This is a genomic window from Brevibacterium sp. CFH 10365 (genome assembly GCF_009299785.1).
Lineage (GTDB): Bacteria > Actinomycetota > Actinomycetes > Actinomycetales > Brevibacteriaceae > Brevibacterium > Brevibacterium limosum.
Genome location: NZ_VIGO01000003.1, coordinates 506002 through 529671, shown reverse-complemented (window position 1 = coordinate 529671; position 23670 = coordinate 506002). Strand labels below are relative to the sequence as shown.

Annotated in this window: 22 protein-coding genes; 18 read left to right on the top strand and 4 right to left on the bottom strand. The window is 64.2% G+C overall.

All coding sequences use genetic code 11. The annotated features are described in order from the left end of the window. Positions 1-68 precede the first annotated feature (68 nt). Positions 69-1502, bottom strand: a complete 1434-nt coding sequence (purB, locus tag FHG09_RS08460; protein ID WP_152347186.1) for an adenylosuccinate lyase — start codon at positions 1500-1502, stop codon at positions 69-71. Positions 1503-1752: 250 nt separating this feature from the next. Here purB and FHG09_RS08455 point away from each other — a divergent pair, with 250 nt between their 5' ends. The 6 genes from FHG09_RS08455 (at position 1753) to FHG09_RS08430 (ending at position 8371) form a co-directional block, all read left to right on the top strand. After that, the gene (locus tag FHG09_RS08455; protein WP_152347185.1) at positions 1753-1998 is read left to right on the top strand and encodes a hypothetical protein; all 246 of its coding nucleotides are present in this window, start codon (positions 1753-1755) and stop codon (positions 1996-1998) included. Further along, positions 1995-2687 (top strand): hypothetical protein, encoded by a 693-nt coding sequence (locus FHG09_RS08450; RefSeq protein WP_152347184.1) that lies wholly within the window; start codon positions 1995-1997, stop codon positions 2685-2687. The genes FHG09_RS08455 and FHG09_RS08450 overlap by 4 nt, the downstream gene beginning before the upstream one ends. A gap of 61 nt (positions 2688-2748) precedes the next feature. After that, entirely contained in the window at positions 2749-4266 is a 1518-nt protein-coding gene (locus FHG09_RS08445) for a hypothetical protein (RefSeq protein WP_152347183.1), read from the top strand. A 521-nt stretch (positions 4267-4787) separates the two neighbouring features. Further along, complete coding sequence (pdhA, locus tag FHG09_RS08440) at positions 4788-5942, top strand: pyruvate dehydrogenase (acetyl-transferring) E1 component subunit alpha (protein ID WP_152347182.1); 1155 nt, start codon at positions 4788-4790, stop codon at positions 5940-5942. Beyond that, positions 5942-6919, top strand: coding sequence for an alpha-ketoacid dehydrogenase subunit beta (locus FHG09_RS08435; RefSeq protein ID WP_152347181.1), 978 nt, complete (start codon positions 5942-5944; stop codon positions 6917-6919). The genes pdhA and FHG09_RS08435 overlap by 1 nt, the downstream gene beginning before the upstream one ends. 18 nt (positions 6920-6937) lie before the next feature. After that, positions 6938-8371 carry a dihydrolipoamide acetyltransferase family protein gene (locus FHG09_RS08430; protein WP_152347180.1) on the top strand — a complete coding sequence of 478 codons (1434 nt, stop codon included), beginning with the start codon at positions 6938-6940 and terminating at the stop codon, positions 8369-8371. Between the two features lie 634 nt (positions 8372-9005). Here FHG09_RS08430 and FHG09_RS08425 read toward each other — a convergent pair. Then, complete coding sequence (locus tag FHG09_RS08425) at positions 9006-9884, bottom strand: LysR family transcriptional regulator (protein ID WP_193627320.1); 879 nt, start codon at positions 9882-9884, stop codon at positions 9006-9008. 105 nt (positions 9885-9989) lie between these two features. Between FHG09_RS08425 and FHG09_RS08420 the strand changes: the two genes are divergently transcribed. From FHG09_RS08420 to FHG09_RS08410, 3 genes are read left to right on the top strand one after another with little or no spacing between them, the layout of a single operon-like run. Next, the gene (locus FHG09_RS08420) at positions 9990-11450 is read left to right on the top strand and encodes a CitMHS family transporter (RefSeq protein WP_152347178.1); all 1461 of its coding nucleotides are present in this window, start codon (positions 9990-9992) and stop codon (positions 11448-11450) included. Continuing rightward, positions 11375-12871, top strand: coding sequence for an acyclic terpene utilization AtuA family protein (locus FHG09_RS08415; protein WP_319803252.1), 1497 nt, complete (start codon positions 11375-11377; stop codon positions 12869-12871). Before FHG09_RS08420 ends, FHG09_RS08415 begins: the two co-directional genes overlap by 76 nt. Further along, positions 12855-13181, top strand: a complete 327-nt coding sequence (locus tag FHG09_RS08410; RefSeq protein ID WP_152347177.1) for a hypothetical protein — start codon at positions 12855-12857, stop codon at positions 13179-13181. Before FHG09_RS08415 ends, FHG09_RS08410 begins: the two co-directional genes overlap by 17 nt. 58 nt (positions 13182-13239) lie before the next feature. Here FHG09_RS08410 and FHG09_RS08405 read toward each other — a convergent pair whose 3' ends face one another. Continuing rightward, entirely contained in the window at positions 13240-14205 is a 966-nt protein-coding gene (locus tag FHG09_RS08405; protein ID WP_152347176.1) for a protein kinase, read from the bottom strand. A gap of 564 nt (positions 14206-14769) precedes the next feature. On the opposite strand from FHG09_RS08405, the gene rpmB reads away from it, so the two are divergent. The 7 genes from rpmB to FHG09_RS08370 all read left to right on the top strand — a co-directional run bounded on the left by rpmB (position 14770) and on the right by FHG09_RS08370 (position 20815). Further along, positions 14770-15006: a 50S ribosomal protein L28 gene (gene rpmB, locus FHG09_RS08400; RefSeq protein WP_039211930.1), complete on the top strand. Its 237-nt coding sequence runs from the start codon at positions 14770-14772 to the stop codon at positions 15004-15006. Beyond that, positions 15006-15173 carry a 50S ribosomal protein L33 gene (gene rpmG / locus FHG09_RS08395; RefSeq protein WP_092010042.1) on the top strand — a complete coding sequence of 56 codons (168 nt, stop codon included), beginning with the start codon at positions 15006-15008 and terminating at the stop codon, positions 15171-15173. Before rpmB ends, rpmG begins: the two co-directional genes overlap by 1 nt. Before the next feature lie 6 nt (positions 15174-15179). Beyond that, a complete protein-coding gene (rpsN, locus tag FHG09_RS08390) occupies positions 15180-15485 on the top strand; it encodes a 30S ribosomal protein S14 (protein ID WP_025779151.1) in 306 nt (101 codons plus the stop codon). A 69-nt stretch (positions 15486-15554) separates the two neighbouring features. Next, entirely contained in the window at positions 15555-15842 is a 288-nt protein-coding gene (locus tag FHG09_RS08385; RefSeq protein WP_025779153.1) for an HU family DNA-binding protein, read from the top strand. A gap of 217 nt (positions 15843-16059) precedes the next feature. Further along, positions 16060-18117, top strand: a complete 2058-nt coding sequence (locus FHG09_RS08380; RefSeq protein WP_152347175.1) for a cytochrome c oxidase assembly protein — start codon at positions 16060-16062, stop codon at positions 18115-18117. Between the two features lie 361 nt (positions 18118-18478). Continuing rightward, positions 18479-19837, top strand: a complete 1359-nt coding sequence (locus FHG09_RS08375) for an MFS transporter (protein ID WP_152347174.1) — start codon at positions 18479-18481, stop codon at positions 19835-19837. Positions 19838-20068: 231 nt separating this feature from the next. Continuing rightward, positions 20069-20815, top strand: coding sequence for a 3-hydroxybutyrate dehydrogenase (locus FHG09_RS08370; protein ID WP_152347173.1), 747 nt, complete (start codon positions 20069-20071; stop codon positions 20813-20815). A gap of 89 nt (positions 20816-20904) precedes the next feature. Here FHG09_RS08370 and FHG09_RS08365 read toward each other — a convergent pair whose 3' ends face one another. Next, on the bottom strand, positions 20905-21780 hold the full coding sequence (locus FHG09_RS08365; RefSeq protein WP_152347172.1) for a LysR family transcriptional regulator: 876 nt from the start codon (positions 21778-21780) through the stop codon (positions 20905-20907). Between the two features lie 80 nt (positions 21781-21860). Here FHG09_RS08365 and mmsB point away from each other — a divergent pair, with 80 nt between their 5' ends. Together mmsB and FHG09_RS08355 are read left to right on the top strand one after the other, a co-directional pair. Then, on the top strand, positions 21861-22826 hold the full coding sequence (gene mmsB, locus FHG09_RS08360) for a 3-hydroxyisobutyrate dehydrogenase (RefSeq protein WP_413773147.1): 966 nt from the start codon (positions 21861-21863) through the stop codon (positions 22824-22826). A gap of 57 nt (positions 22827-22883) precedes the next feature. Further along, on the top strand, positions 22884-23627 hold the full coding sequence (locus tag FHG09_RS08355; RefSeq protein WP_152347170.1) for a YggS family pyridoxal phosphate-dependent enzyme: 744 nt from the start codon (positions 22884-22886) through the stop codon (positions 23625-23627). Positions 23628-23670 lie beyond the last annotated feature (43 nt).

Below are 23670 nucleotides of genomic sequence, written 5' to 3'. Positions count from 1 at the left end.
CCGAAAAGCATATCGAGGCCGGCCTCCGAATTCGGAGGCCGGCCTCGATGCGTCGTCAGCGTTTCACATCAGCCTTCGCTGAAGGCCTTCCAGTCCGAGACCTCGGACTCGGCGAGCTGAGCCGCCACACCCGTATAGGTGGCAGGGGTCAGAGCCTTGAGCAGTTCGGCACACTCGTCGGGCAGCCCGAGACCGTCGACGAAATTCTGCAGATCGGCCTGGTTGATGCGCTTGCCGCGAGTGAGTTCCTTGAGCGTTTCGTACGGGTTGTCCATCCCCGGCACACCCTGCAGTCCGGCGGCACGCATGACCGACTGGACGGCTTCACCGAGGATCTCCCAATTGCCGTCGAGATCGGCGGCCAGGGCCTCCTCGTTGATGGCCAGGGTGCCGAGTCCCTTGACCAGGTTGTTCAGCGCGAGCACCGAGTGACCGAAAGCGACACCGATATTGCGCTGCGAGGTCGAGTCGGTGAGGTCACGCTGCATCCGGGAGGTCACCAGGGTGGACGCGAGCGAATCGAGCAGGGCGCACGAGAGCTCGAGGTTCGCTTCGGCGTTTTCGAACCGGATCGGGTTGACCTTGTGCGGCATCGTCGATGACCCGGTCGCACCGGCGACGGGGATCTGCTTGAAGTAGTTCATCGAGATGTAGGTCCACATATCGGTGGCCAGATTGTGTGCGATCCGGTTGAACCGAGTGATATCGGCGAACAGCTCGGCGTTCCAGTCGTGGGACTCGATCTGTGTGGTCAGAGAGTTGAAGGTCAGCCCGAGGCGGTCTTCGACGAAGGTGCGGGCGATCTGCGGCCAGTCTGCTCCGGGCACGGCGGCCAGGTGCGCAGAATATGTACCGGTGGCGCCGTTGATCTTGCCGAGGAACTCGGTGGCGGCGATGCGTTCGTACTGGCGGCGCAGGCGGTGGATGAAGACCGCGAGTTCTTTGCCCATCGTCGTCGGGGTGGCCGGCTGACCGTGAGTGTGGGCGAGCATCGGAACCTCGGCCAGCTCCGCGGCGGACTCGGCGAGTGCGTCGATGAGAGCCTTTGCGCGGGGCAGCCACACCTGCTCGGTGGCCCCCTTGACTCCCAGTGCCCAGGACAGGTTGTTGATGTCTTCGGACGTGCAGCAGAAGTGGACGAGCTCGCCGAGGTCCTCGGCGCCGATCGTCACTAGGGCTTCTTTGATTGTGTACTCGACGGCCTTGACGTCATGGACGGTGACGGCCTCATGGGTGGCCAACGTGGCGATGGTGTCGGCGTCGAAGTCGGCGGCGAAGGCACGCAGACCGTCGACCTCGTCGAGGGTGAGGGTGCGCACGCCGTCGATCACGGAGTTCTGTGCGAGGTGGATGAACCACTCGATCTCCACCGTGATGCGATTGCGGTTGAGAGCCGCCTCGGAGAGGTGATCGACGAGGTCAGCGGTGTCTTTGCGATAGCGACCATCAAGCGGTCCGAGAGCGATGGCGGGCGAGATTTCGGCAAGGGAAACAGTCGGCATGTCCTCATTTTCTCATGAGCGGCGAACCGGGGCGGCACCTGTCCGGGCCTACCCGCTGGTAAGCGAAGGCGGAGGGCGGGACTCGGGAGTCGCCGCCTGTGGATTCGGTGGTGACTTCGACATCTGTGCCCTGTGGATGCTCAAGGCGCTTCCCCAGCCCTCAGATCGAGGCTTCCGCAGTGATCCGCGCTCTCCTACGGTCGAGTGATTCGGGCACGGATGCCGAGCAAGCAGCTGGGAGGGCAGAGGCATGATCACGGACGAGTTGGAGCGCAATCGCGCGCAGTGGAGACGGCGAGCGGAGGTGCTGCACTCCTTGGCGCAGAGCTGCCGGCAGATCGATGGATGGGATTCCCCTGCGGGGAAGCTGCTCGATGACCGGGTGGTCTCGTGCGCGGAGTCGATCGACTTGTTGGGTGAGCGGGCGGAGAAGCTCGCTGAGGCCTATGACCTCCATCTGCAGGTCGTGTCGGTGGGAGGGCGGATCCAACTGTGAACGCCCATCCCGTCGCACGCGAGACAGCCGGAATCGACAGTTGGATCGTCGTCGACCTCGACCGGATCCTCAGGCTGCCCGAACGGCTGCGTCGACTCTGGCCGCCCGATCTGCTCCCGCACCGGGCCGATCGGGAGCCCGGAGCCGCCTCGGCGGGGGTGGGAAAGGCCAGTGCAGCCCCAGAATCGGATGAGGCGGGCGGCGGGGGAGCGAAACGGGAACTCGACGTGCTCACCGCATGGCTGCGAGGCTTCGCCTCCGAACTCGACCGGGCGAGCACGCGCATCAGCGTCGTCGTGTCATCGGGAGTCGAAACCGTCCACCTGGCGCTGTGCCTGGGGTCGGGCGTCGGGCATGCGATCCTGGCGCTGCAGGGAGAGGGGCTTGAGGACTTCGCACAGCACCAGCTGCTGCGCCGGATCGAAGCGGGACTGATCGGGCACGTCGTCGAGGATCTCGCCGAGCTCGTCGAACACGACTGTGTGCTCACGCTCAGCTGGGCCTCTGGAACGGGCGCCACGGGGCTGGAGTTCCTCCGCCGAAAGGGCGGGGCCTGGTTCCGGCCGGTCATCGAACGCGCCGGCGATTCCGTCACCGTCGACGACGACGTCGCCGCAGGAGAGGCAGCGGTGCGGATGCTGCTGAGCGCCGTGCTCACACGGACGCTGACGGCAGGTGCCGCGAATTGACGGCGGCGGGATCCGACGAGGATCGATCTGGACTTGAGGGGACCATGAGGGGAGACCCGCGATGATCGATTCGACAACGCGCGGCGGTGGGCGGATCACCGTCGACGAACGCGCCGACGGCAGCGGAGACGCACTGCAGACCGTCATCACCGACGTCGGTGACCTGGCTGTCGAAGCAGCCGTCGGGGACTTCGACCTCGCGACCCTGCTCACTCAGGTTCCGGCGCCGGTGACAGCGCTCAACCTCGATGCCTGCCGGGTCCGATTCCACAGTCAGCTGGCCGCCTCGATGCTCGAGCTCGAGGCCACTCTGCTCGCCGTTCGGGCCGCTGCCTTCGCCTATCGCCAGGCGGAGAAGGGCCTCAGCGAAGTCTTCGGCGGGCTGCTCGACGCGCTCGGCTACGCGACCGGACGGGTTCTCGCCCTCAGTCTGCCCGTCCTCATTCCCGTCGCACTCGTCGTCGGCGCCCAGGTCGTCGTGGTCACGAAGATCCTCGATGCCACCGGACTCGACGATGTCATCTCCAAACAGTTCGGCATCGACCTGGGCAAGACGAAGGCGAAAGCGAAGGAAGCGCTGATCACGTTCGCGTTCGAGCAGTCCGACGTCACCGGGGCGATCATCGAACACGTTCTGCCGGGCATCGTCGTCGGATTCATGGGGCTGCCTCCGTTCGTCCTCAACGCCGACGGCGATCACGCGTTCTGGCCGCACGACTCGAAGTCGATGACGATTTGGGTGCTGGCCGGGGCGAACAAGTTCGATCTGCTGCTGCCCTCTGACGTCGAGGTGTGGAAGGCGAAGGGTCTGACCCCGCCGCACAAGGAGCCGCCGCGGGATGTCGAAGACCTCTTCATCCGCGAAGCGAACTGTCACCGCGGAACCGATTCCGGGCAGGTCCGCATCGAGGAGATCGTCGGTCCCGATGGGACGACCCGCTATATCGTCTACGTCCCTGCCACCACCGACTGGTCCCCGAAGTCCGGGGACAACACAACCGACTTGACGACGAATGTGCAGGGTATGGCCGGCAATGACACGGTGATGCGCGAAATGGTGCGGCAAGCCATCGCCGACGCCGGTATCGGTGGCGATGCCGAAGTGATGCTCGTCGGCTATTCGCAGGGAGGCATCACTGCGGGTTCACTGGCCGCGGACCCCGCGTTCTTGGACGATGTCAATGTCACGGCGCTGATGACGGTCGGTGCTCCGGTCTCTGATTTCCCCATCGACTCCGGTATCGACGTGCTCTCGATCGAACACGAACAGGACCTCGTGCCCGACCTCGACGGCAACGAGAACCCGGCGACGAAGAACTGGTCGACGGTCACCGTCGGCTACGACCCGGAGGAACTGCGCAAAGCCCCCGAGCTTGCCGATAAGACCGATGCCGAACTCGATGCGATGTTCGCTTCGGCCGGAGCGGCGCACTCCTCCGTGGCTTATGCCGCCTCGATCGGTCTGCTGCTGCGGGCCGGGAACTCCGGCTTCGACCGCTTCACCTCGAAGAACTCGGGGTTCTTCACCGGCGACCTGACGAAGACGCGCGATTACCAGGGCAAGCGCAAACGCCACTGAACTCTGTGCGCGGATACGGAACTCGGCATCGAAGCGATTTGCCGCCTCCGTGCCCGGTCCCGGCGCACGGAACCGGAACTCGATCCCGCACCGGAGTGCTCCCTCAGTGTGGGCCGAACCCCACGGAACCGGAACTCGACGACGCACCGGAGTGCCGCCTCGGTGTGGGCCTGACCTCGCGCAACCTGGACTCGACCACGCACCGGAGGGCCGCCTCGGTGCTCGGACGTGCGTTGGTCGGACGATGGAGCATCTCTGCCGTGATCGACAATTGTCCGCGGAACGCTTTGGAACTCGGCCACATGTGTCGAGCTCAGGCCATAGTCTGTTCCTGACCTGCACTTTTGATACTCGAACCGCATGGGAAAAGTGGCAAGCAGTGAGTGGATTCGGTATTGTGATACCACCTGTGAATCAGATCACTCGAGGGCGAGTTCTCACATCCGAGGGCCTGCCCGACGGACACGGTCCACCACTGGTCACCTCCGGTGAAGATGGACCTCGAACAAAGGAGAACTGAAATGACCTCCAACATTTCAGTGGGAACCGGCGCTGCCCACAGTCAGTCCTCGGAGCCCAGAATGATCCAGATGCTCGCCGAAGACGGAAATCGCGTCGAATCCGGTGAGTACGATGCCTTCGCCGCAGAACTCACCGATGAGGATCTGCGCGGCTTCTACCGGGACATGGTCCTGGTGCGCCGCATCGACGCCGAGGGAGCCGCCCTGCAGCGTCAGGGACAGCTGGGCCTGTGGGCACCGCTGTTCGGACAGGAAGCGGCTCAGATCGGCATGGGACGGGCCGCCCGCCCTCAAGACTTCGTCTTCCCCACCTACCGCGAACACGGCCTCGCCTACACCCGCGGTGTCGAGCCCGAGACCCTGCTCAGCATCTTCCGTGGTCAGAACCACGGCGGCTGGGACCCGCAGGAGCACCGGTTCCACACGTACACCATCGTCATCGGTTCGCAGACCCTGCACGCCACCGGCTATGCCATGGGCGTGTCCATGGACGGCGACGTCGGCACCGGTGACATCGAGCGCGACACCGTGTCGATCGCCTGCTTCGGCGACGGTGCGACCTCGCAGGGCGATGTCTCCGAAGCACTGACCTTCGCCGGAGCCTTCCACGCCCCGGTCCTGTTCTTCTGCCAGAACAACCAATGGGCCATCTCCGAGCCCACACACGTCCAGACCGCCGCACCGCTGTCCACCCGCGGCGAAGGATTCGGAGTCCCCGGCATCCGCGTCGACGGCAATGACATCATCGCGATGTACTCCGTCGCCCGTGCCAGCCTCGACTCCGTGCGCGCCGGCCACGGCCCGATGCTCATCGAAGCCTTCACCTACCGTCGCGGCGCCCACACCACGGCCGACGATCCGACGAAGTACCGTGACAAGGCCGAAGAGGAGATCTGGGAGGACCGCGACCCGATCATCCGCCTCAAGGCCTACCTGGACAAGCACACCGAAACCAGCGCAGAGTTCTTCGCCGAGGTGGACGCCGAGGCCGACACCCTGGCCGCCCGCATCCGCCACAACTGCATGACTATGGAGAACCCCGACGGCGTCGAGATGTTCGCCCACGTCACCGCGGAACCCCACTCCCTCGTCGACGAGGAACGTGCCGAATTCCAGGCATACCAGGCCTCGTTCGCCGATGCGGGTGAGGCCTGATGGAGAAACTTCCCCTCTCTAAGGCGATCACCGCCGGAATGCGCAAGGCCATGGAGGACGACCCGAAGGTCGTCCTCATCGGTGAGGACATCGGCAAACTCGGCGGCGTCTTCCGCGTCACCGAGGGACTGCAGAAGGACTTCGGTCCCCAGCGCGTGATCGATGCCCCGCTGGCCGAGTCCGGCATCGTCGGCACCTCGATCGGCATGGCCATCCGCGGTTACCGTCCCGTCATCGAGATCCAGTTCGACGCGTTCATCTTCCCGGCCTACGACCAGATCGTCACCCAGGTGGCGAAGCTGTACAACCGGACACTGGGCAAAGAGAACATCCCGATGGTCATCCGCGTGCCCTACGGCGGCGGCATCGGCTCACCCGAACACCACTCGGAGAGCCCCGAGACCGTGTTCGCCCACCACGCCGGCCTGCGGCTGGTCTCCCCGTCGAACGCTCATGACGCGTACTGGATGATCCAGGACGCGATCAAGAGCGACGACCCGGTGATGTTCTTCGAACCCAAGCGCCGCTACTGGATGCGCGGGGACGTCGACACGTCCGCACGGGGCGAGTTGGGCATGCACGACGCCCGCGTGGTGTCCGAGGGAACTGATGTCACGCTCGTCGCCTACGGTCCGCTGGTCCCGACGGCGGAGGACGTGGTCACCGCGGCCGCTGAGGAAGGCAAGAGCGTCGAGCTCATCGACCTGCGCAGCCTCAGCCCGATCGACTTCACCGCGATCGAGAAGTCCGTGACCAAGACCGGCCGTCTGGTCGTCGCCCATGAGGCCCCGACCTTCTTGGGGCTGGGCTCGGAGATCGCCGCGCGCATCACCGAACGCTGCTTCTTCAACCTCGAGGCCCCGGTCATCCGGGTCGGCGGCTACCACACCCCGTACCCCGGGTCGCGGATGGAAGAACACTACCTGCCCGACCTCGATCGCATCTTCGATGGTGTCGATCGGGCCCTGTCCTACTGATTTCGAGGAGAGTCAAGAATGTCATTCGAATTTCCTCTTCCCGACGTCGGTGAGGGCCTGACCGAGGCCGACATCGTCGCGTGGAAGGTCGCCCCCGGCGACACCGTCACCGTCAACCAGATCCTCGTCGAGATCGAGACCGCGAAGTCGCTCGTCGAGCTGCCCAGTCCGCAGGCCGGCACCGTCGGTGCGCTCCTCGTCGAAGAGGGCCAGACCATCGAGGTCGGCACCCCGATCATCCGGTTCGGCGGAGATGATTCCAGCGCCGAGGCGGCCCCCGCCACCGCTGGTGCGCCCGCTTCCGGCTCGGCCGAGAAGCCGGCCGAAGAATCCGGGGACGCCGACGGCGGAGCCACACTCGTCGGCTACGGTGCGAAGGAGACGTCGTCGAAGCGCCGTCCGCGCAAGGGCGCTGCCGCCCCGGCTCCTGCCGCTTCCGCAGCATCGGCGGCCCCGCCGGCCCCAACTGCGGCGCCGGCCCCGGCGGCATCGCCTGCACCCTCAGCAGCTCCTGCGCCCTCTGCGGCTCCAACCGCGGATGCGCAGCCCGCGGCGGCACCTGCCTCGCCGGTCAAGCCGCTGGCGAAGCCGCCGGTGCGGAAGCTTGCGAAGGATCTGGGTGTCGATCTGTCCCAGGTCGCCCCGACCGGTCCCCACGGCGACATCACCCGCGACGATGTGCACGCGGCCGCGAACCGGACGGCGGCTCCCACGGCGGGTGCGACTGCACCGGCGGCCGCCTCGGCGAGTGACCAGGGAGCGCTCGAGGAACGGATTCCGTTCAAGGGCGTGACGAAGATGATGGCCAAGGCGATGGTCGATTCGGCATTCACGATGCCGCACGTCACCGAATTCCTCGATGTCGACGTCACCGAGACGATGGCGATGGTGCGCCGGCTGAAGTCGACGAAATTCCTCGGCGAGGACGTCAAGGTCTCGCCGCTGCTCATCGTGGCCAAGGCCGTGGCGTGGGCGGTGGGCCGCAATCCGCGGATCAACTCGTGCCTCGAAGGTGACGAGATCGTCGTGAAGAAGTACGTCAACCTCGGAATCGCGGCGGCGACCCCGCGCGGTCTCATCGTGCCGAACATCAAGAACGCGCAGGTCATGGGACTGGGCGAGCTCGCTCAGGGCATTCAGGATCTCACCGCTCTGGCGCGGTCGGGCAAGACCCCGCCGGCCGATCAGGCAGGCGGCACGATCACGGTCACGAACGTCGGCGTCTTCGGAGTCGACGCCGGTACGCCGATCATCAACCCGGGCGAGGCCGCGATCCTCGCGTTCGGTCAGGTCCGGAAGAAGCCGTGGGTGGTGGGCGACGAGATCGTTCCGCGTGAGATCACCACGCTGTCGGTCAGCGCCGATCACCGTGTCGTCGACGGCGAGATCATCTCGAAGTTCCTCGCCGACGTCGGACGGGGCCTGGAGGACCCGAGCCTGATGCTGGCCTGAGGTTTCACCCTGGTGCCGGCTTTCTGCCGGTTCTGGCGGCTGAGTGCCCCGGTTTCGCATAGTGCGAGGCCGGGGCGCTCTGTCCACTTGCCGGTCTCGGCCCAGTGTCCCTACACACTTCTCGGACACCTCTGTGTGCCTTCTCGCTGCCCGGGCACCGGCACGGTTGCGTGGGGCAATGATCTCACGCATCAGCACAGACATTCGCGGACTCTGGAATCCCTTTGAGCCGCATCCGTTCGGCGCAGGGGGGGCCACACTGCCGCATTTCGACACCGGCCCGGTCACAGCGGCGTCGCGGCCACGGTGCGATCCGGCGAATAGGTACATCTTGTTCTGAACTGCTCACCGAAGAACGTGATGAGTTCAGAGAAGACAAGACCACGTCATCGCCGCTGGCACCCGTCTGCGAACCGCAGAAATGACTCGGGCACTGTCCGGTGAGTGTGTAGGAGCACTGAGTTGCATAGGAACTGTGCCCGGCGAGTGGACAGGAACACTGGCCGGGAGGTGACGAGACAACCTGTCCGATAAGTCACTCGACAACACAACCAGGGCTGTTCGGCTCAGACTGGGCCGTGAGCGACTGGCAGGCGGGCCAAGCAGAAGCCGGGGCACTCGAGCCTTGCGCCCGTCAGTCGGTGGCTGCAGCGAGCAGTCGCTGCTTGAAATTGGAGACTGGGCGCGGAAGCGGAGCCTCGGCAAGATAGGTGAGGACCAGTTTGCGTTCGATCGTGGGCGTGATCGGGACGCTGACGAGATCGTTGAAGTTCATCAGCGGGACGACCAGCCGCGGCACTGCGGTAATGCCCATACCTGCTGCGACCATTCCACCGACTGCGGGAATCGTGTCGGCGGTCTGCACCTCCTTGGTCTCTGCTCCGACCTGCAGCAGAGCTCGCCGCACCATCGGTGCAATGCTCGTCACGGAATTGAAGCCGACGAACTCCTCACCGTGGAAATCTTCCCACCGCACCGAAGCTCGTGCGGCGAATCCATGATCGCGGGGGACGATTGCGACAAAGGGATCGGAGAGGAACGGTTTCACAGCCAGGTCGGCAGGGAGGGAACCTGTGGAGGCGACGAGACCGATGTCAACCGTCCCGTCGGCCACCATCGACACGACCTGATCCTGAGGCGCATCACGGATGACGAGTTCGACCTCCGGGAATTCGCGTCGAAATGCATGAACGACCTCTGGCAGGCCTGTCGCCGCCAAGGACGGCAGGCAGGCGATCCTCACCTGGCCTGAACTGCCGGTGACGAAGCCGGAGATCCGCGTCAGCACAGAGTCGAAAGATCGAACTGCGTGCGCGGCGTACAGGGCCACCTCATTGCCGGTGACCGTTGCGGCGACTTTCCGGGTGGTGCGCTCGAACAGGGGCGTGCCGATGCGTCGTTCCGCCTCGGCGACGGTACGGCTGAGGGCCGGTTGGCTGACCTCGATCTCCTCGGCGGCACGGGTGAAGCTCTCCGTGCGCTGCACTGCTTCGATCGCACGCAAGTGATGCATTGACAGATTGATAACCATGAATCATGAGTCTAGCCACAACGGATATTGGACGCCCCTACTCATGCTCGGAGAGGATGAATACGTTCATCGAGAAGGGAATCAAAGGTGCTTTCACTTATCGGCTATGTCACCATGCTTGTCATTCTGGCGTTATTGCTCACGCAGAAAGTCTCTCCGGTCGTTGCACTGGCAGGAGTGCCACTCGTCGCGGCGCTGATCGCCGGAGAGTCGCTGTCCGATATCAGCGAATTCGTCTCAGCCGGAATCGCCGGAGTCGCAGACGTCGTCGTCATGTTCGTCTTCGCCATCGTCTTCTTCGGAATCCTGCGCAATGCGAAGTTCTTCGATCCGATCATCGACCGGATCATCAGATTCGGCGGTTCCTCACCGCGAACCGTCGCCGTTGCGACCACCCTCCTGGCCTGTGTCGTTCACCTCGACGGGGCAGGTGCGACGACGTTCCTGGTCACGATCCCGGCCATGCTGCCGCTCTACCAGCGACTCGGGATGAGCCGGTTGACGCTGTCGACCTGCGTGGCGTTGGGCGCCGGTGTCATGAACCTGCTCCCTTGGGGAGGTCCGACGGCTCGCGCAGCGGCAACAATCAAGGTCGACGCGAACGACTTGTGGGTTCCTCTCATTCCGGCCCAGATCGCCGGGATCATTGCGGCTCTGGCTGTGGCTTGGTACCTCGGCCATCGTGAAGCCAAGCGGCTCGATCGGGTGCCTGTCGATCACTCTGCCGACTCAGCTATGGCCGAAGCGACGTCGGTCGCAGGAACCGGTCGTTCGGCGGAGGCTTCCAGCACGGAGCGTTCTTCGAAGGGGCCGGAAGCCGCGGCCGGGATCGGCCAGTCTGCTGGAGCGGCCTCATCCGGCGGAACCGACGTCGCAGGTGATTCAGACTCCACGCGTGGTTCTGAAGAGCCAGGTCCGACGGTGCTGTCGCTGATCCTCAACGGCGTCGTGCTCCTTGCAGCCCTCGCCACGATGATGACGGGCGTGATCTCACCCGCACTGACTTTTATGGTCGCGACGATCCTCGCTCTGCTGATCAACCATCGCGGCATGGCCGGTCAGTCCGAACAGTTCGATCTCAATGCCAAATCCTGCATGCTCATGGCCAGCACTCTGCTGGCTGCCGGGGTGCTCTTGGGAGTGCTCGAAGAGAGCGGAATGATCGAGGCGATGGCCAAGTCGGCGACCGCGGTTCTCCCCGCTGGCGTCATGCCGGTGCTGCCGATCCTCGTCGCCGTTCTCGGTGTTCCGATGAGTCTGCTGTTCGGCCCCGACGCGTACTACTTCGGGCTGCTGCCCGTGCTTGCGAGCGTCGGAAGCACCTACGGCATCGACCCGGTGGTCCTCGGCCAGGCGTCGATCATCGGACAGGAGACGCTGGGCTTCCCCATCAGCCCATTGACCGGCTCTTTCTATCTGCTTGTCGGCTTGGCCGGAGTCCCCATCGGCAAGCACATCATCCGAGCCACCGGATGGCTGTGGCTGGTCAGCATCGTCGTCACCATCGTCGCCATCGCACTAGGAGTGATTCCACTGTGGGTATCGTGAAAGCACAGGACTTGGGCTCAACTGCCAGAGAGGCTGACCCGCCGGAACCCGGGATGGTGCGCATCGGGTCGGGGGCCGGGTTTGCCGGCGACCGTCTCGACCCGGCGCTCGAACTCGCGCAGCTCGGGCATCTTGACTTCCTCGTATTCGAGCTCCTCGGCGAGCGAACGGTCGCGAACGCTCAGAAAGCTCGGCTGAATGACCCTTCCGTCGGCTTTGATCCGACCCTGCTCGAGCGGATCCGACTCACCGCACCGCATTGCGCGGCCAATGGAACTCGCATCATCACCAACGGTGGAGCAGCCAATCCGATTGCGGCAGGGCGTGCCGTCGCTGGGGTTCTCGATGACCTGGGCATCGACATGCCGGTGGGAGTCGTCACTGGCGACGATGTGCTCGAGCAGGTGCATGCGACGAATCCCCTCACTTGGGAGGAATCGCTGCCGGTCGACAATGCGAGGGGCCGCCTCGTGTCTGCCAACGCTTACCTCGGCGCGACCGGAATCAGACGTGCTCTCGACGAAGGTGCACGCATCGTCATCACCGGCAGGGTCGCCGACCCCTCACTGTATGTCGGGGCGCTGAGCCACAGCTTCTCCTGGCCGGACGACGACACCGAACTTATCGGTCAGGCCACTGTCATCGGTCACCTCCTCGAATGCGGAGGACAGGTCACTGGCGGATATTTCGCAGACCCGACGACGAAGCCCGTGGCAGGGTTGGACCGTCTCGGCTTCCCCTACGCGGATGTCGCCGGCAACGGCGACGCCATCATCGGGAAGCTTTCGGGCACCGGCGGAGCCGTCACCGTCGGGACCTGTACGGAGCAGCTGCTCTACGAGGTGGCCGATCCCGGTGCCTACATCACCCCCGACGTGGTCGCAGATTTCACTGGAACAGTGCTCCGCGAGGTCGGGACCGATCGGATCGCCGTGAGCGGCGGAAAGGGGGCCGTCGCTCCTGCCGACCTCAAAGTGACACTGGGCTACCTCGGAGGATGGGAAGCAGAGGGACAGATCACCTATGCGGGCCCGCGGGCCTTGGGACGAGCACAGCTGGCGGCAGACATCGTCGTACGCCGGTTGGAGCGCATTCACGGATTCAGGGAATCCGAGCTCTCGGTCGAGTTCATCGGCGCCGGAGCCAGCTTCAGGGGCCTCAGCGATGTGGCGGACCCACCCGAAGTGCGGCTGCGAGTGGCAGGTGGTGCGCAGAGTCGCAGTCGCGCCTCCGCGATCGGCACGGAGGTCGAAGCGCTCTACACCAACGGGCCGGCCGGAGGGGGAGGCGCAAGGACGTCCGTTCGAGAGAGCCTGAGCATCAAATCGTGCTCGCTGCCGCGCACACTCACGGAGGTTTCGGTCATCCATGCCGACGAACTGATCGACCAGGAGGAGGTACCTGATGTCCGCGAAGTCTGAGCAGGCAGTCACCGTTGACGATCTGGCCACGGTCAGGACCGGGGATAAGGGGGACACGCTCATCCTCGGCGTCGTCGCCCGTGAAGGTGTCGAATTCTCCGAGCTGAGTCGGGCCATCACCGAGGAGGCAGTGGCGAATCATTTCGGCTTGCCGGTCTCACGAGTCAGTCGTTCACTGTTGTCGCGGCTCAATGCCATGAGCTTCGAACTCAAGGGGATGCTGGGCAGCGGAGTCACAGGAGTCAGCCACCTCGACGGGCACGGAAAGACGCTGAGCTATCACCTGCTGACAATGCAGCTGACGCATTAAGCAGAATGTTCGTTCGCGGGCCGATCCACGTCCTCAGCGGGCGGCCCGACTGTTCGTTCTATTCGTCGAGATAGGCGCTGTTGTCCTTGGGGCTGCCGTCCTTGACGAGCCGCTTGGCCAGGCAGTGGTTGCGGTCAAGGCCCCAAGAGCGGCACTGGTCGAGAGCCGGTTCCGGATCGCTGTAGCCGGTGTCGACAACCGTGACCCAGTAGCCGTCGTCCTTATATGAGGCCCAATCGCCGCTGTGGATGAGGATCGCGCCCGGATACTTGACCTTATTGGCCTCGTACTCGTTGAGAATGTCCTGCGCCGACCACGTCTTGCCGTCAGCCTTGAGGCCGACATTCTTCGCGCTCACCTGGCTCACCCACTGTCCCTCGAGGTCAGCGGCCGTTTTAGTGCCTTCCTCCGTATAGGCGCCGAGCTGCTGTTCCGGGCTCTTCGACGGTTGGACCAGATCTTCGGAAGGGGTGGGCGACGGACTCGCCGACTCACTGGACCCGACATCGACAGGAACGGTTCCCGACGACGGAGCGAGCCATCGGATGCCGAAGAATCCCACCAGCGCGAGAATCATGATGATGGCGATGATCACGACGGCGATCTTCAGTCCATTGCCCGAGGACGACTCGCTGTGAACGGTGGGAGGAAACTGCGGGGGAGGCGGGGTGTGCGGTCGGTTCCCTGCCGAACCACCGGCACCAGCGCCGCCGACACCACCACCGCCGGCAGATTCCCGAGTCTGCTGAGAATCCGCATACTGATGTGAACCGGCAGAGTGTGCGTCACCGAAAAGTGAGTGACCCGCAGGGGCGAAGACGTTAACGCTGCGAGCTTTCGAGATCGACTGTTCCCCCGTGTGCCGTTCGAGGTACTCGTAATAGGTCGAGTTGTCGAAATCGGCAGACGTACGGTCCGCCTCATTCCCGTACGACTGGGCCTGACCAGCGGATTCACCAGAACCCTTGTGCCAGTCGTCACTAGTCGCCGGACGAATGCGCGGCCTCTGTGGAACGTCGCTCATCAGTCCTCCTGAATGCCAGATGTGGTGGCACTCATCTACTTACCTTGGCACGAGTCGAGCAGGCGTTCAACAGGAACGCCGACAGGACGCGTTGCCGACGAAAGCCTACTGCGGAATTCCCCGAGTTGCCTTGACCCCAGCTGTGAAAGTTCCTCCGAACGTCCATGGGGGTGACAACGGGCCCACCAGACGGCCGATGTCAGTGACGAAGACCCCACCGCGGAAGCCGGGATGAATTTGCCCTCCGGCCCGCCGTCTCAGTAAGATTGATTCTTGTTGTGTCGTAGCAGTCAGGTCGCCGACCGATCTGCTGGGACACGCATGGTGCTCACCCACCGCTGCACTCCAGCTTCGGCCATCTCTCACAGGCTACGGCTTCAGCGCTGGTGAGACATCTCGCCCGAACGGGCAGACCTGTTTCGGCGTACACAATTTTCACGGTGACAGTCGAGAAAATTTGTTGATGTCTTCCGACATCGGCGCAAGCGAGCGGGGAGAACACTCACGTGTGATCCCGCAGGAGCTTGTTTCGAGAGTCGGTAACTTGTGAACTGGAGGAGAGACATGGCAGCAACCTGCCAGGTAACCGGGGCAGTCCCCGGTTTCGGACACAACGTGTCCCACTCGAAGCGCCGCACGAAGCGCCGCTTCAACCCGAACATTCAGAAAAAGCGCTACTACGTTCCGTCGTTGCGCCGCAGCGTCACGCTGACCCTGTCCGCTAAGGGCATCAAGGTCATCGACGCTCGCGGAATCGACGCTGTGGTCAACGAACTCATCGCCAAGGGAGTGAAGCTCTGATGGCTAAGGCACAGGATGTTCGTCCCATCATCAAGCTCAAGTCGACGGCCGGCACCGGGTACACCTACGTGACCCGCAAGAACCGCCGCAACACCCCGGACCGCATCGTGCTGAAGAAGTACGATCCCGTAGTCCGCAAGCACGTCGATTTCCGAGAGGAGCGCTGAGCGCACATGGCTAAGAAGTCAAAGATCGCAAAAGACAAGCAGCGTCGCGTCATCGTTGAACGCTATGCAGAGCGCCGCGCGACTCTCAAGCGTCAGCTGACCCACCCTGATTCCACCGATGAGCAGCGCGAAGAGGCACGCCTCGCACTGCAGAAGCTCCCCCGGGACGCTTCGCCGGTTCGCGTTCGCAACCGCGACCAGGTTGACGGCCGTCCGCGCGGCTACCTCCGGAAGTTCGGACTCTCGCGAGTTCGTTTCCGCGAAATGGCACACAACGGCGAGTTGCCCGGCGTTACCAAGTCGAGCTGGTAATCTCGAGGAAGTTCGTCATCGGAAAAACGGACCGATGACCTACCGACTTGTCCTAAGGAGGACACTTTTATGGCTAAGAACCGCAGTGAGCTCGTTGCAGAAGTTGCCGAGAAGTCCGGCCTGACCCAGAAGCAGGTCTCGGACGTGCTCGATGGTGTCTTCGATGTCTTCTCCGACGTCGTGGCCAAGGGCGAAAAGCTCACCATCCCCGGCTGGCTCTCCGTTGAGCGCACCGAGCGTGCCGCTCGCAAGGGTCGCAACCCGCAGACCGGTGAAGAGATCCAGATCAAGGCCGGCTACTCCGTGAAGCTGTCCGCTGGTTCGAAGCTGAAGGGTGCCGCTGGCAGCCCGAACTGATCTACGCAGCAGCGTCGAATGGCCCGGATCGACTGATCCGGGCCATTTGCTGTCCCAGAACGTCTTCGAACAGGTGGAATCATCGTCCCGGACGACATCACCCACCCTCGCCGAGGCGGCTCCCCGAGATCTCGGCCACGAAGGGACCTGCCGGCTGGCAGTGTGCCGTCGCCGAACGATATCCTTGGGTCATGTCAGAAGGGGCGGTCCGCGCGCAGTGAATTCTTCAGGTTTCGAACCGATCACACGGTTCGTCCAACGTGCCACTGTCCCCATCGTCGTCTTCCTCGGGCTGATCGTCGGATTGGCCGCACTCTTCTTCACCGGAGCAGCCAACCCCACTCTGCTCAACGACCCCGGCTCCGTCGTCCGATTCGGTCTGCCTGCCGCGAAGTTCGTCTTCAACATTGCGATGTCGCTGACCGTCGGCGCCCTCATGTTCGCCGTCCTCATCCTCCCGCGCACCGCCGGTGGTCGCTCTCGCCGACACAAGAAGACGGATGAGGACGTTCAGCTCGACCCGCTGTGGACGAGGTCCGTCCAGATCGCCGAATACTCCTCGGTGGTGTGGACGCTGTCTGCGGTCGCCGTGCTCGTCTTCTCCTTCATCGATACGGTCGGCGCCCAGGCTTACCTCGACTTCTCGAACCAGCTCGGAGTGTTCGTCACTCAGATCGCCTACGGACAGCTGTGGGTGCTCATCGTCGTCCTCATCGCCGTCGCCTCGACCCTGTGCTTCGGCACCCGCTCCCACGTGGGCATCGCCGCCGCCGGAGTGCTCAGCGTCGCCGTGATCTTCCCATTGGCCTCGATGGGTCACTCCGCCGATGCCTCCGGGCACACCCAGGCCGTCAACAGCCTCGGTCTGCACATCCTCGGAGCGGTCCTCTGGCTCGGTGGACTCTTCGCCGTCGCCCTGCTGGGCACACGCCTGGCCGCCTCGAAGAACCTCAAACCGATCATCGAACGCTATTCGACGATCGCACTCATCTCCTTCGGGCTCATCGTCTTCTCCGGAATCGTCAATGCGCTCCTGCGCGTGCAGGGCTTCGATGACCTCATGACGCCCTACGGGGAGGTCATCCTCGCGAAGGCGTTCGCGACGGTCCTGCTCGGGCTTATCGGTTTCTGGCACCGTCAGTTCGTCATTTCGCGATTGGGCACAGCCGCCTCGGCGACGGTTGAGTTCTGGCGTCTCATCACCGTCGAATTCATCCTCTTCGGGGTGACGATGGGGATGGCCGTGGCCTTGGCCCGGTCGCAGCCGCCGGTGCCGCAGGAGCCTGTGGGCGATCCCACGCCGGCTGAGATCCTCACCGGCGACCCGCTGCCGCCGAAGCCGAACCTGGACCGTTACTTCAGCGAATGGTCGATCGATCCGCTGTGGATCGCGATCGCGGTGGGCACCTCGATCGCCTACGTCGTGGCGTTCGTCAACCTCCGCCGCCGAGGCGACAGATGGCCGGTGCTGCGCCTCATCAGCTGGCTGGTGGGCATGGTATTCCTCGTCTACGTCACCTCGGGCGGCCCCCGCGTCTACGGTGAGGTGCAGTTCTCCGCGCACATGATCGAGCACATGCTTCTGGTCATGGTCGTGCCCCTGCCGCTGGTGCTCGGCGCACCGATCACCATGCTCATGCGCGGAACGAAGGCCCGCCGGGACGGGTCTGCCGGCCTGCGCGAATGGGTCCTCTGGCTCGTCCACACGCCGTATCTGCGCTTCTTCGCGCACCCGATCGTGGCGAGCGTGAACTTCGCGGGCTCGCTGGTGGTCTTCTACTACTCGGGAATCATGTTCTACGCGCTCGATACGCATCTCGGGCACGAACTGATGATCGCGCACTTCCTCGGCGCAGGGTACCTGTTCGCCCAGGCCCTCATCGGCATCGACCCGGGGGTCAAGCGCCCCGTCTTCCCGATGCGGCTCGTGATGCTGCTGGTGACGATGGCCTTCCATGCGTTCTTCGGCATCTCGATCATGAGCTCGAACGTCCTGATCGCCGGTGACTGGTTCGGCAACATCGGCGCCGGGTGGGGCTACACGGCGATCGAAGACCAGCAGCTCGGCGGTGCCATCGCGTGGGGCATCGGCGAATTCCCGACCCTGTTCATCGCCATCATGGTCTGCGTGCAGTGGGCGAAGTCCTCGGACCGGGAAGCCAAACGCATCGACCGCAGCGAGGACCGCACCGACGACGCCGAGCTGCGCGCCTACAACGCGATGCTCGCGTCGATGGCCGAACACGACGCGAAGGCTCCTCCGCGCCGTCGGTGAGACTCGGACTGCATGGGTCATTCCTCGCAGACGAGGAATGAGCTGTCGCGCATTTCCGCTCGCGTCACAACGACGCTTGCGAACTGAAAGCAGTCACAACTGACCGTTGCACATCGGCTGTGCACGAATGTGCACCGGAAATTCTCGGATTATGGCCAGGTCGCTACCAAAAACTCCGTAACGTGGCGCACACTGATGCTTGGATGAGAAATATCCGAGCGCCCGAAATGCTGCGCTGAGGCAGGTGTTCGCCAGCCGCATCGATGCGGCCCGCGTTCTCCGAGCCGTCAGCCGGTCGGCGCCAGTGCAAGTCGATTCGCGCATTCAACGGCGACGCGAATTGTGGAAACGAAGGAGCCCCATGAGTTCTCAGAACGATGCTGAGAGGAAGTCGATCCGCGCTCAGCTGCGCAAGGTCGTCGCTGCCTCGATGGCCGGAACGGTCGTCGAATGGTACGAGTTCTTCCTCTACGGTTCGGCCGCCACCCTGGTGTTCAACCACATTCTGTTCCCGCCTTCCGACAATCCGCTGACACCGATCCTGGCCGGATTCGCCACCTACGCGGTCGGCTTCATCGCCCGTCCCGTCGGCGGTATCGTCTTCGGTCACTTCGGTGACAAATACGGACGCAAGAAGCTGCTGCAGCTCTCGATCATCCTCGTCGGCGTCGCCACGTTCCTCATGGGCTGCCTGCCGACATTCGACCAGATCGGCTACCTCGCTCCGATCCTCCTCGTCCTGCTGCGCGTCGTCCAGGGCTTCGCCGTCGGCGGCGAATGGGGCGGAGCTGTCCTCCTCGTCGCCGAACATGCTCCGAACAAGGAACGTGGTTTCTGGGCGTCGTTCCCACAGTCCGGCGTCCCCCTGGGCAACCTGCTCGCCACCGCGGTTCTGTTCATCCTCACCGCGACGCTGACCGAAGAGCACTTCCTGTCGTGGGGCTGGCGTGTGTCGTTCTGGCTCTCGGCCGTCATCGTTCTCATCGGCTACTACATCCGCACCCGCGTGTCTGACGCACCGATCTTCGACGAGGTGCAGGCCGAAGAGATCGAAGAGGGCGTCGATTACGGCGTCAAGGCTGTGTTCAAGCGCTACCCGCGTGAGGTCTTCGCCGCGATGGGTCTGCGCTTCGTCGAGAACATCCACTACTACCTGGTGGTCACGTTCTCGATCACCTACCTCGCCACGCAGGTGAAGATCGAAGCGTCCGAGATCCTCGGCCTCCTCCTCGGTGCGCATGCGATCCACGCGGTCCTCGTTCCGATCGTCGGTGCCGCGACCGACCGCATCGGACGCAAGATGCCCTACGCTGTGGGTATCGTACTCACCGCATCTTGGGGCTTCTTCGCCTTCCCGATGTATGACACCGGCAATGCGGTCATGATCTTCCTGGCCCTCCTCATCGGTCTGGTCTTCCACGCACTCATGTACGCGGGCCAGCCGGCGATCATGTCCGAGATGTTCCCGACACGCATGCGCAACTCCGGTGTCTCGACCGGTTACCAGGTCACGGCCATCGTTGCTGGGTCGTTCGCGCCGATCATCGCCACCGCGCTGCTCGACGCATTCGGATCCTCGATTCCCATTGCGCTCTATCTCCTGGCCGCAGCGATCATCTCGTTCATCGCTCTCATGTTCACTCGTGAGACCAAGGGCATCGATCTGCGCTCGCTCGATCATGCAGACAAGGTGCGCCGCGGAGTCGCCACGGCCAGCTGAAGTCAGCCGGTCAATGTCTGTTGGGGGCGGTGTCGGTGAGGACCGGCATCGCCCCCATCGCTTGGCACCGAGCGCCCGCATCGCCTGGCACCGAGCGCGTCCGTCGGGCTGCGGCGCACGCTCGACGTCCACCTCGGCGCACGGTCGACGCCCACCTCGGCGCCACGCTCGGCACCTGCAAGGTGGAAGATGGATACGCACCACAGACCCGAACCACGAAAGGGGCATCTCATGGGAGATCTCACCAGCAAACGCGCCCTCGTCACCGGCGGAGCATCCGGTCTCGGCAAGGCGATCGCTCAGTCCTTCGCTCAGGCCGGTGCCTCCGTCGTCGTCGCCGACGTCGACGCTGACTCAGCACAGGCCGTTGCCGACGAAATCGGCGGCGAAGCGTGGGCGGTCAACTTAGCGGACACCTCGGCGCTGGACAACACCCGCCTCGACGTCGACATCCTCGTCAACAACGCCGGCATCCAGCGCATCCACCCGATCACGGAATTCCCGCTCGAGGACTGGCGGCTGATCAACACGCTCATGCTCGAGGCACCGTTCGTGCTCACGAAGGCGGTGCTGCCGAAGATGTACGAACGCGGCTGGGGACGCATCATCAACCTATCTTCCGTCCACGGTCTGCGCGCCTCGACGAACAAGTCCGCATACGTCGCGGCCAAGCACGGTCTCATGGGACTGACGAAGACGACCGCGCTCGAGGCCGGCCCGCGCGGAGTGACGTGCAATGCGATCAACCCCGGCTATGTGCTCACGCCCCTGGTCAAGGGGCAGATCGCCGACCAAGCGAAGACCCACGGCATCAGCGAGGACGAGGTGCTCGAACAGGTCTTCCTCGGTCATTCCGCGGTGCCCAAGCTTGCCGAACCCGAGGACGTCGCGGCAATCGCGCTCTTCCTCGCCGGGAAGCATGCCGCAGTCATCAACGGCAGCGCCCACAGCATCGACGGCGGCTGGGTCGCCGCCTGACCCGCCCCGGCGCACTTAGCCCTCCCAGAACTACCCGACGGCGGCCCAGCAACCTTGCGCCAGGTTGCTGGGCCGCCGTCGGGTAGCAATCAGAGGGATTCCAGGACTTTGCGGACTCCGGCGTTGCGCAGGGACTCATGACGGACCGAGGCCCAATAGGACACCCGCTTGGAGAACTGCTCCGGCAGCACCTGCACCAGACGGGAATTGCCGTGGGCCAGGAAGTCCGGCAGGATCCCGATCCCGGCTCCGTGCGAGGTCGCGAGCACATGCGCGTGCACCGAGGTGGACCTGAAGAACCCCGTCCCGCGCGGAAGGGCATCGGCCGCCTCGTCGAGGTCATCGACCCGCAGCGAATTTTCGATGTAGTAGACCATCCGGTGGTCGGCCAGATCATCCAGCGTCTGCGGCATCGGGTGCGAGGTGATGTAGTCCTGCGAAGCATAGAGCTGCAGCCGATAGTCGCGGATGTGCTTGGCGATCGAGCGCGGGGCATCGGGACGCCCGACGACGATCTCGATATCGACACCCGACCGGTACTGCCGGGCCCGCTGAGTGGCGGTGATCAGCTCGACCTGCAGGCCCGGATGCTGCGCCTGCAATTCGGTGAGCGCCGGAACGGCGAATTCGAGGGCGAAGGCCTGCGGGCACGCCAGTCGGATCGTCCCGGACAAGGCCGAGTTCGAATGCGCATCGATGCGGCCCAGCGCGGCTTCGATGTCCTCGGCGATCGGCAGCAGCTGACGTCCGGCGGCGCTGAGCTCCCACCCGTCGGGGGAGGCCACGAGCACCCGGTCGCCGTACGCCTTCTCGAGAGCGGCGATGCGCCGTGACACGGTCGTATGGTTGAGGCCGAGGCTGTGCGCCGCGGCCGTGAACTTCCCCAGGCGGGCGACGGCGAGCAGAGTCAGCAGATCCTCGGGGGCAATCTGCGGACCGGAGCTGCCGGGTGCATAAGAGGCCATAGTGTTCCCATTCTATCTGCGTGCGCGCACATAACCGGTGCGGAATAGGTGAGGCGTCCCGCCGGACTTCCACACGCCGACTGGCGTACTGTGAGAGGGAACACTGCAGAGAAGCTGAGCATGATGCGAGGAGGCATATTATGTCGACGATTGGATGGGTTGGCCTGGGGAATATGGGCCGCCCGATGACTGCGAACCTGGTCAAGGCCGGTCACACCGTCAACGGATTCGATCTTGTGGAGATCGCGGTCAAGGAAGCGGCCGAACACGGTGTCAATCCTGTGTCGTCCATCGCCGAGGCGGTTGCCGGTGCGGATATCGTCTTTACGATGCTGCCCAAAGGTGAGCATGCGCGCGCGGTCTATCTCGAAGCCGATGGCGTGCTGGCTCACGCGGATAAGACGACCCTTCTCGTCGATTCGTCGACGATCGACTTCGATTCCGCTCGTGTGCTGCACGCCGAGGCGGCAAAGGCCGGGTTCCGCTTCGTCGACGGTCCGGTGTCCGGTGGCATCAGCGGCGCCGAAGCCGGCACGCTGACCTTTATGCTCGGCGGCAGCGATGCCGACGTCGCCGAGGCGAAGACATTCATTGAGCCGATGGCCGGCAACATCTTCCATGCCGGCGGTGAAGCTGCAGGTCAGGCAGCCAAGATCGTCAACAACATGATGCTTTCGATCAGCCTTCAGGGTGTCGTCGAGGGCGCGGTCCTCGCTGAACGGCTTGGCCTCGAGGCGAAGACCATCTATGACATTGCGAAGGTCTCTTCCGGTGACTCCTGGCCGCTGCGCACCTGGTATCCGGTGCCCGGTGTGACCGAGACCTCGGCCTCGAACAATGCGTTCAAGCCCGGATTCGCCACCGCGCTCATGCACAAGGATGTCGGACTTGCCCTCGCCGGCGCCGAAACGGCAGGGCTTGACCTGCCGGCCGCGAAGCTCGTTCACGAGCAGCTGCAGAAGCTCGTCGATGCCGGCCTCGAAGGGCTTGACACCTCCGCGCTGATCAAGAACATCGACCCGAAGGCCGCCGGCCTGCCCGAGTAGCTCGCGGGGCTGCGGCAGGGACCTGAAACTTCCGCGGGGACGTGGAAGACTGGAGCCATGAGCACCACAGACCCTGCCGCACACTCAATCAGTCCCGCTGAGAACGCAGCCATCACCGGCAACCTCGACGAGGTGGCCGACCGTTCCCGTGCCGCCGCCGAGTCGAGCGGTCGCCACGGTGACGATGTGAGGGTGCTGCTGGCGACGAAGACGCAGCCGGCAGAGAAGATCCGCGTCGCCCTGGAGCACGGGTTCACCCTCATCGGCGAGAACAAGGTGCAGGAGATCGTCGGCAAGGCCGAGGCGCTCGCCGACCTCAACCCCGAGACGCATCTCATCGGACCCCTGCAGCGCAACAAGGTCAACCACACACTGCGTCATGCGCACTGCATCCAGTCCGTGGACACCCTCACGCTGGCCGAGAAGATCAACAACCGCCTCGACGTCGTCGACGAGACCGTCGACTACTTCATCCAGGTCAACACCTCCCGCGAGGACTCGAAGTTCGGTGTCGCCCCCGAAGACGCCGAGGAGCTCATCACCGCGACACGGGAACTCGGCAGGATGCGCCTGCGCGGGCTCATGACCATCGGCCTGCCCGGCAGCAGCCCCGAAGAGATCCGGCCCAGCTATGCCGAGCTGCGCGAACTCAGCGAGAAGCTGCGGGATTCCGGGGTCATGCCCGCCGAGGCGGTCGAGCTGTCGATGGGCATGAGCAACGATTTCGAACTCGCGATCGCCGAAGGGGCGACGATGGTCCGGGTCGGCTCGAGCGTCTTCGGTGCCCGCGACTACTCCTGACCGGTCGTCTTACCTGGTGTCGGACGCGAAGAGAACTGACGCT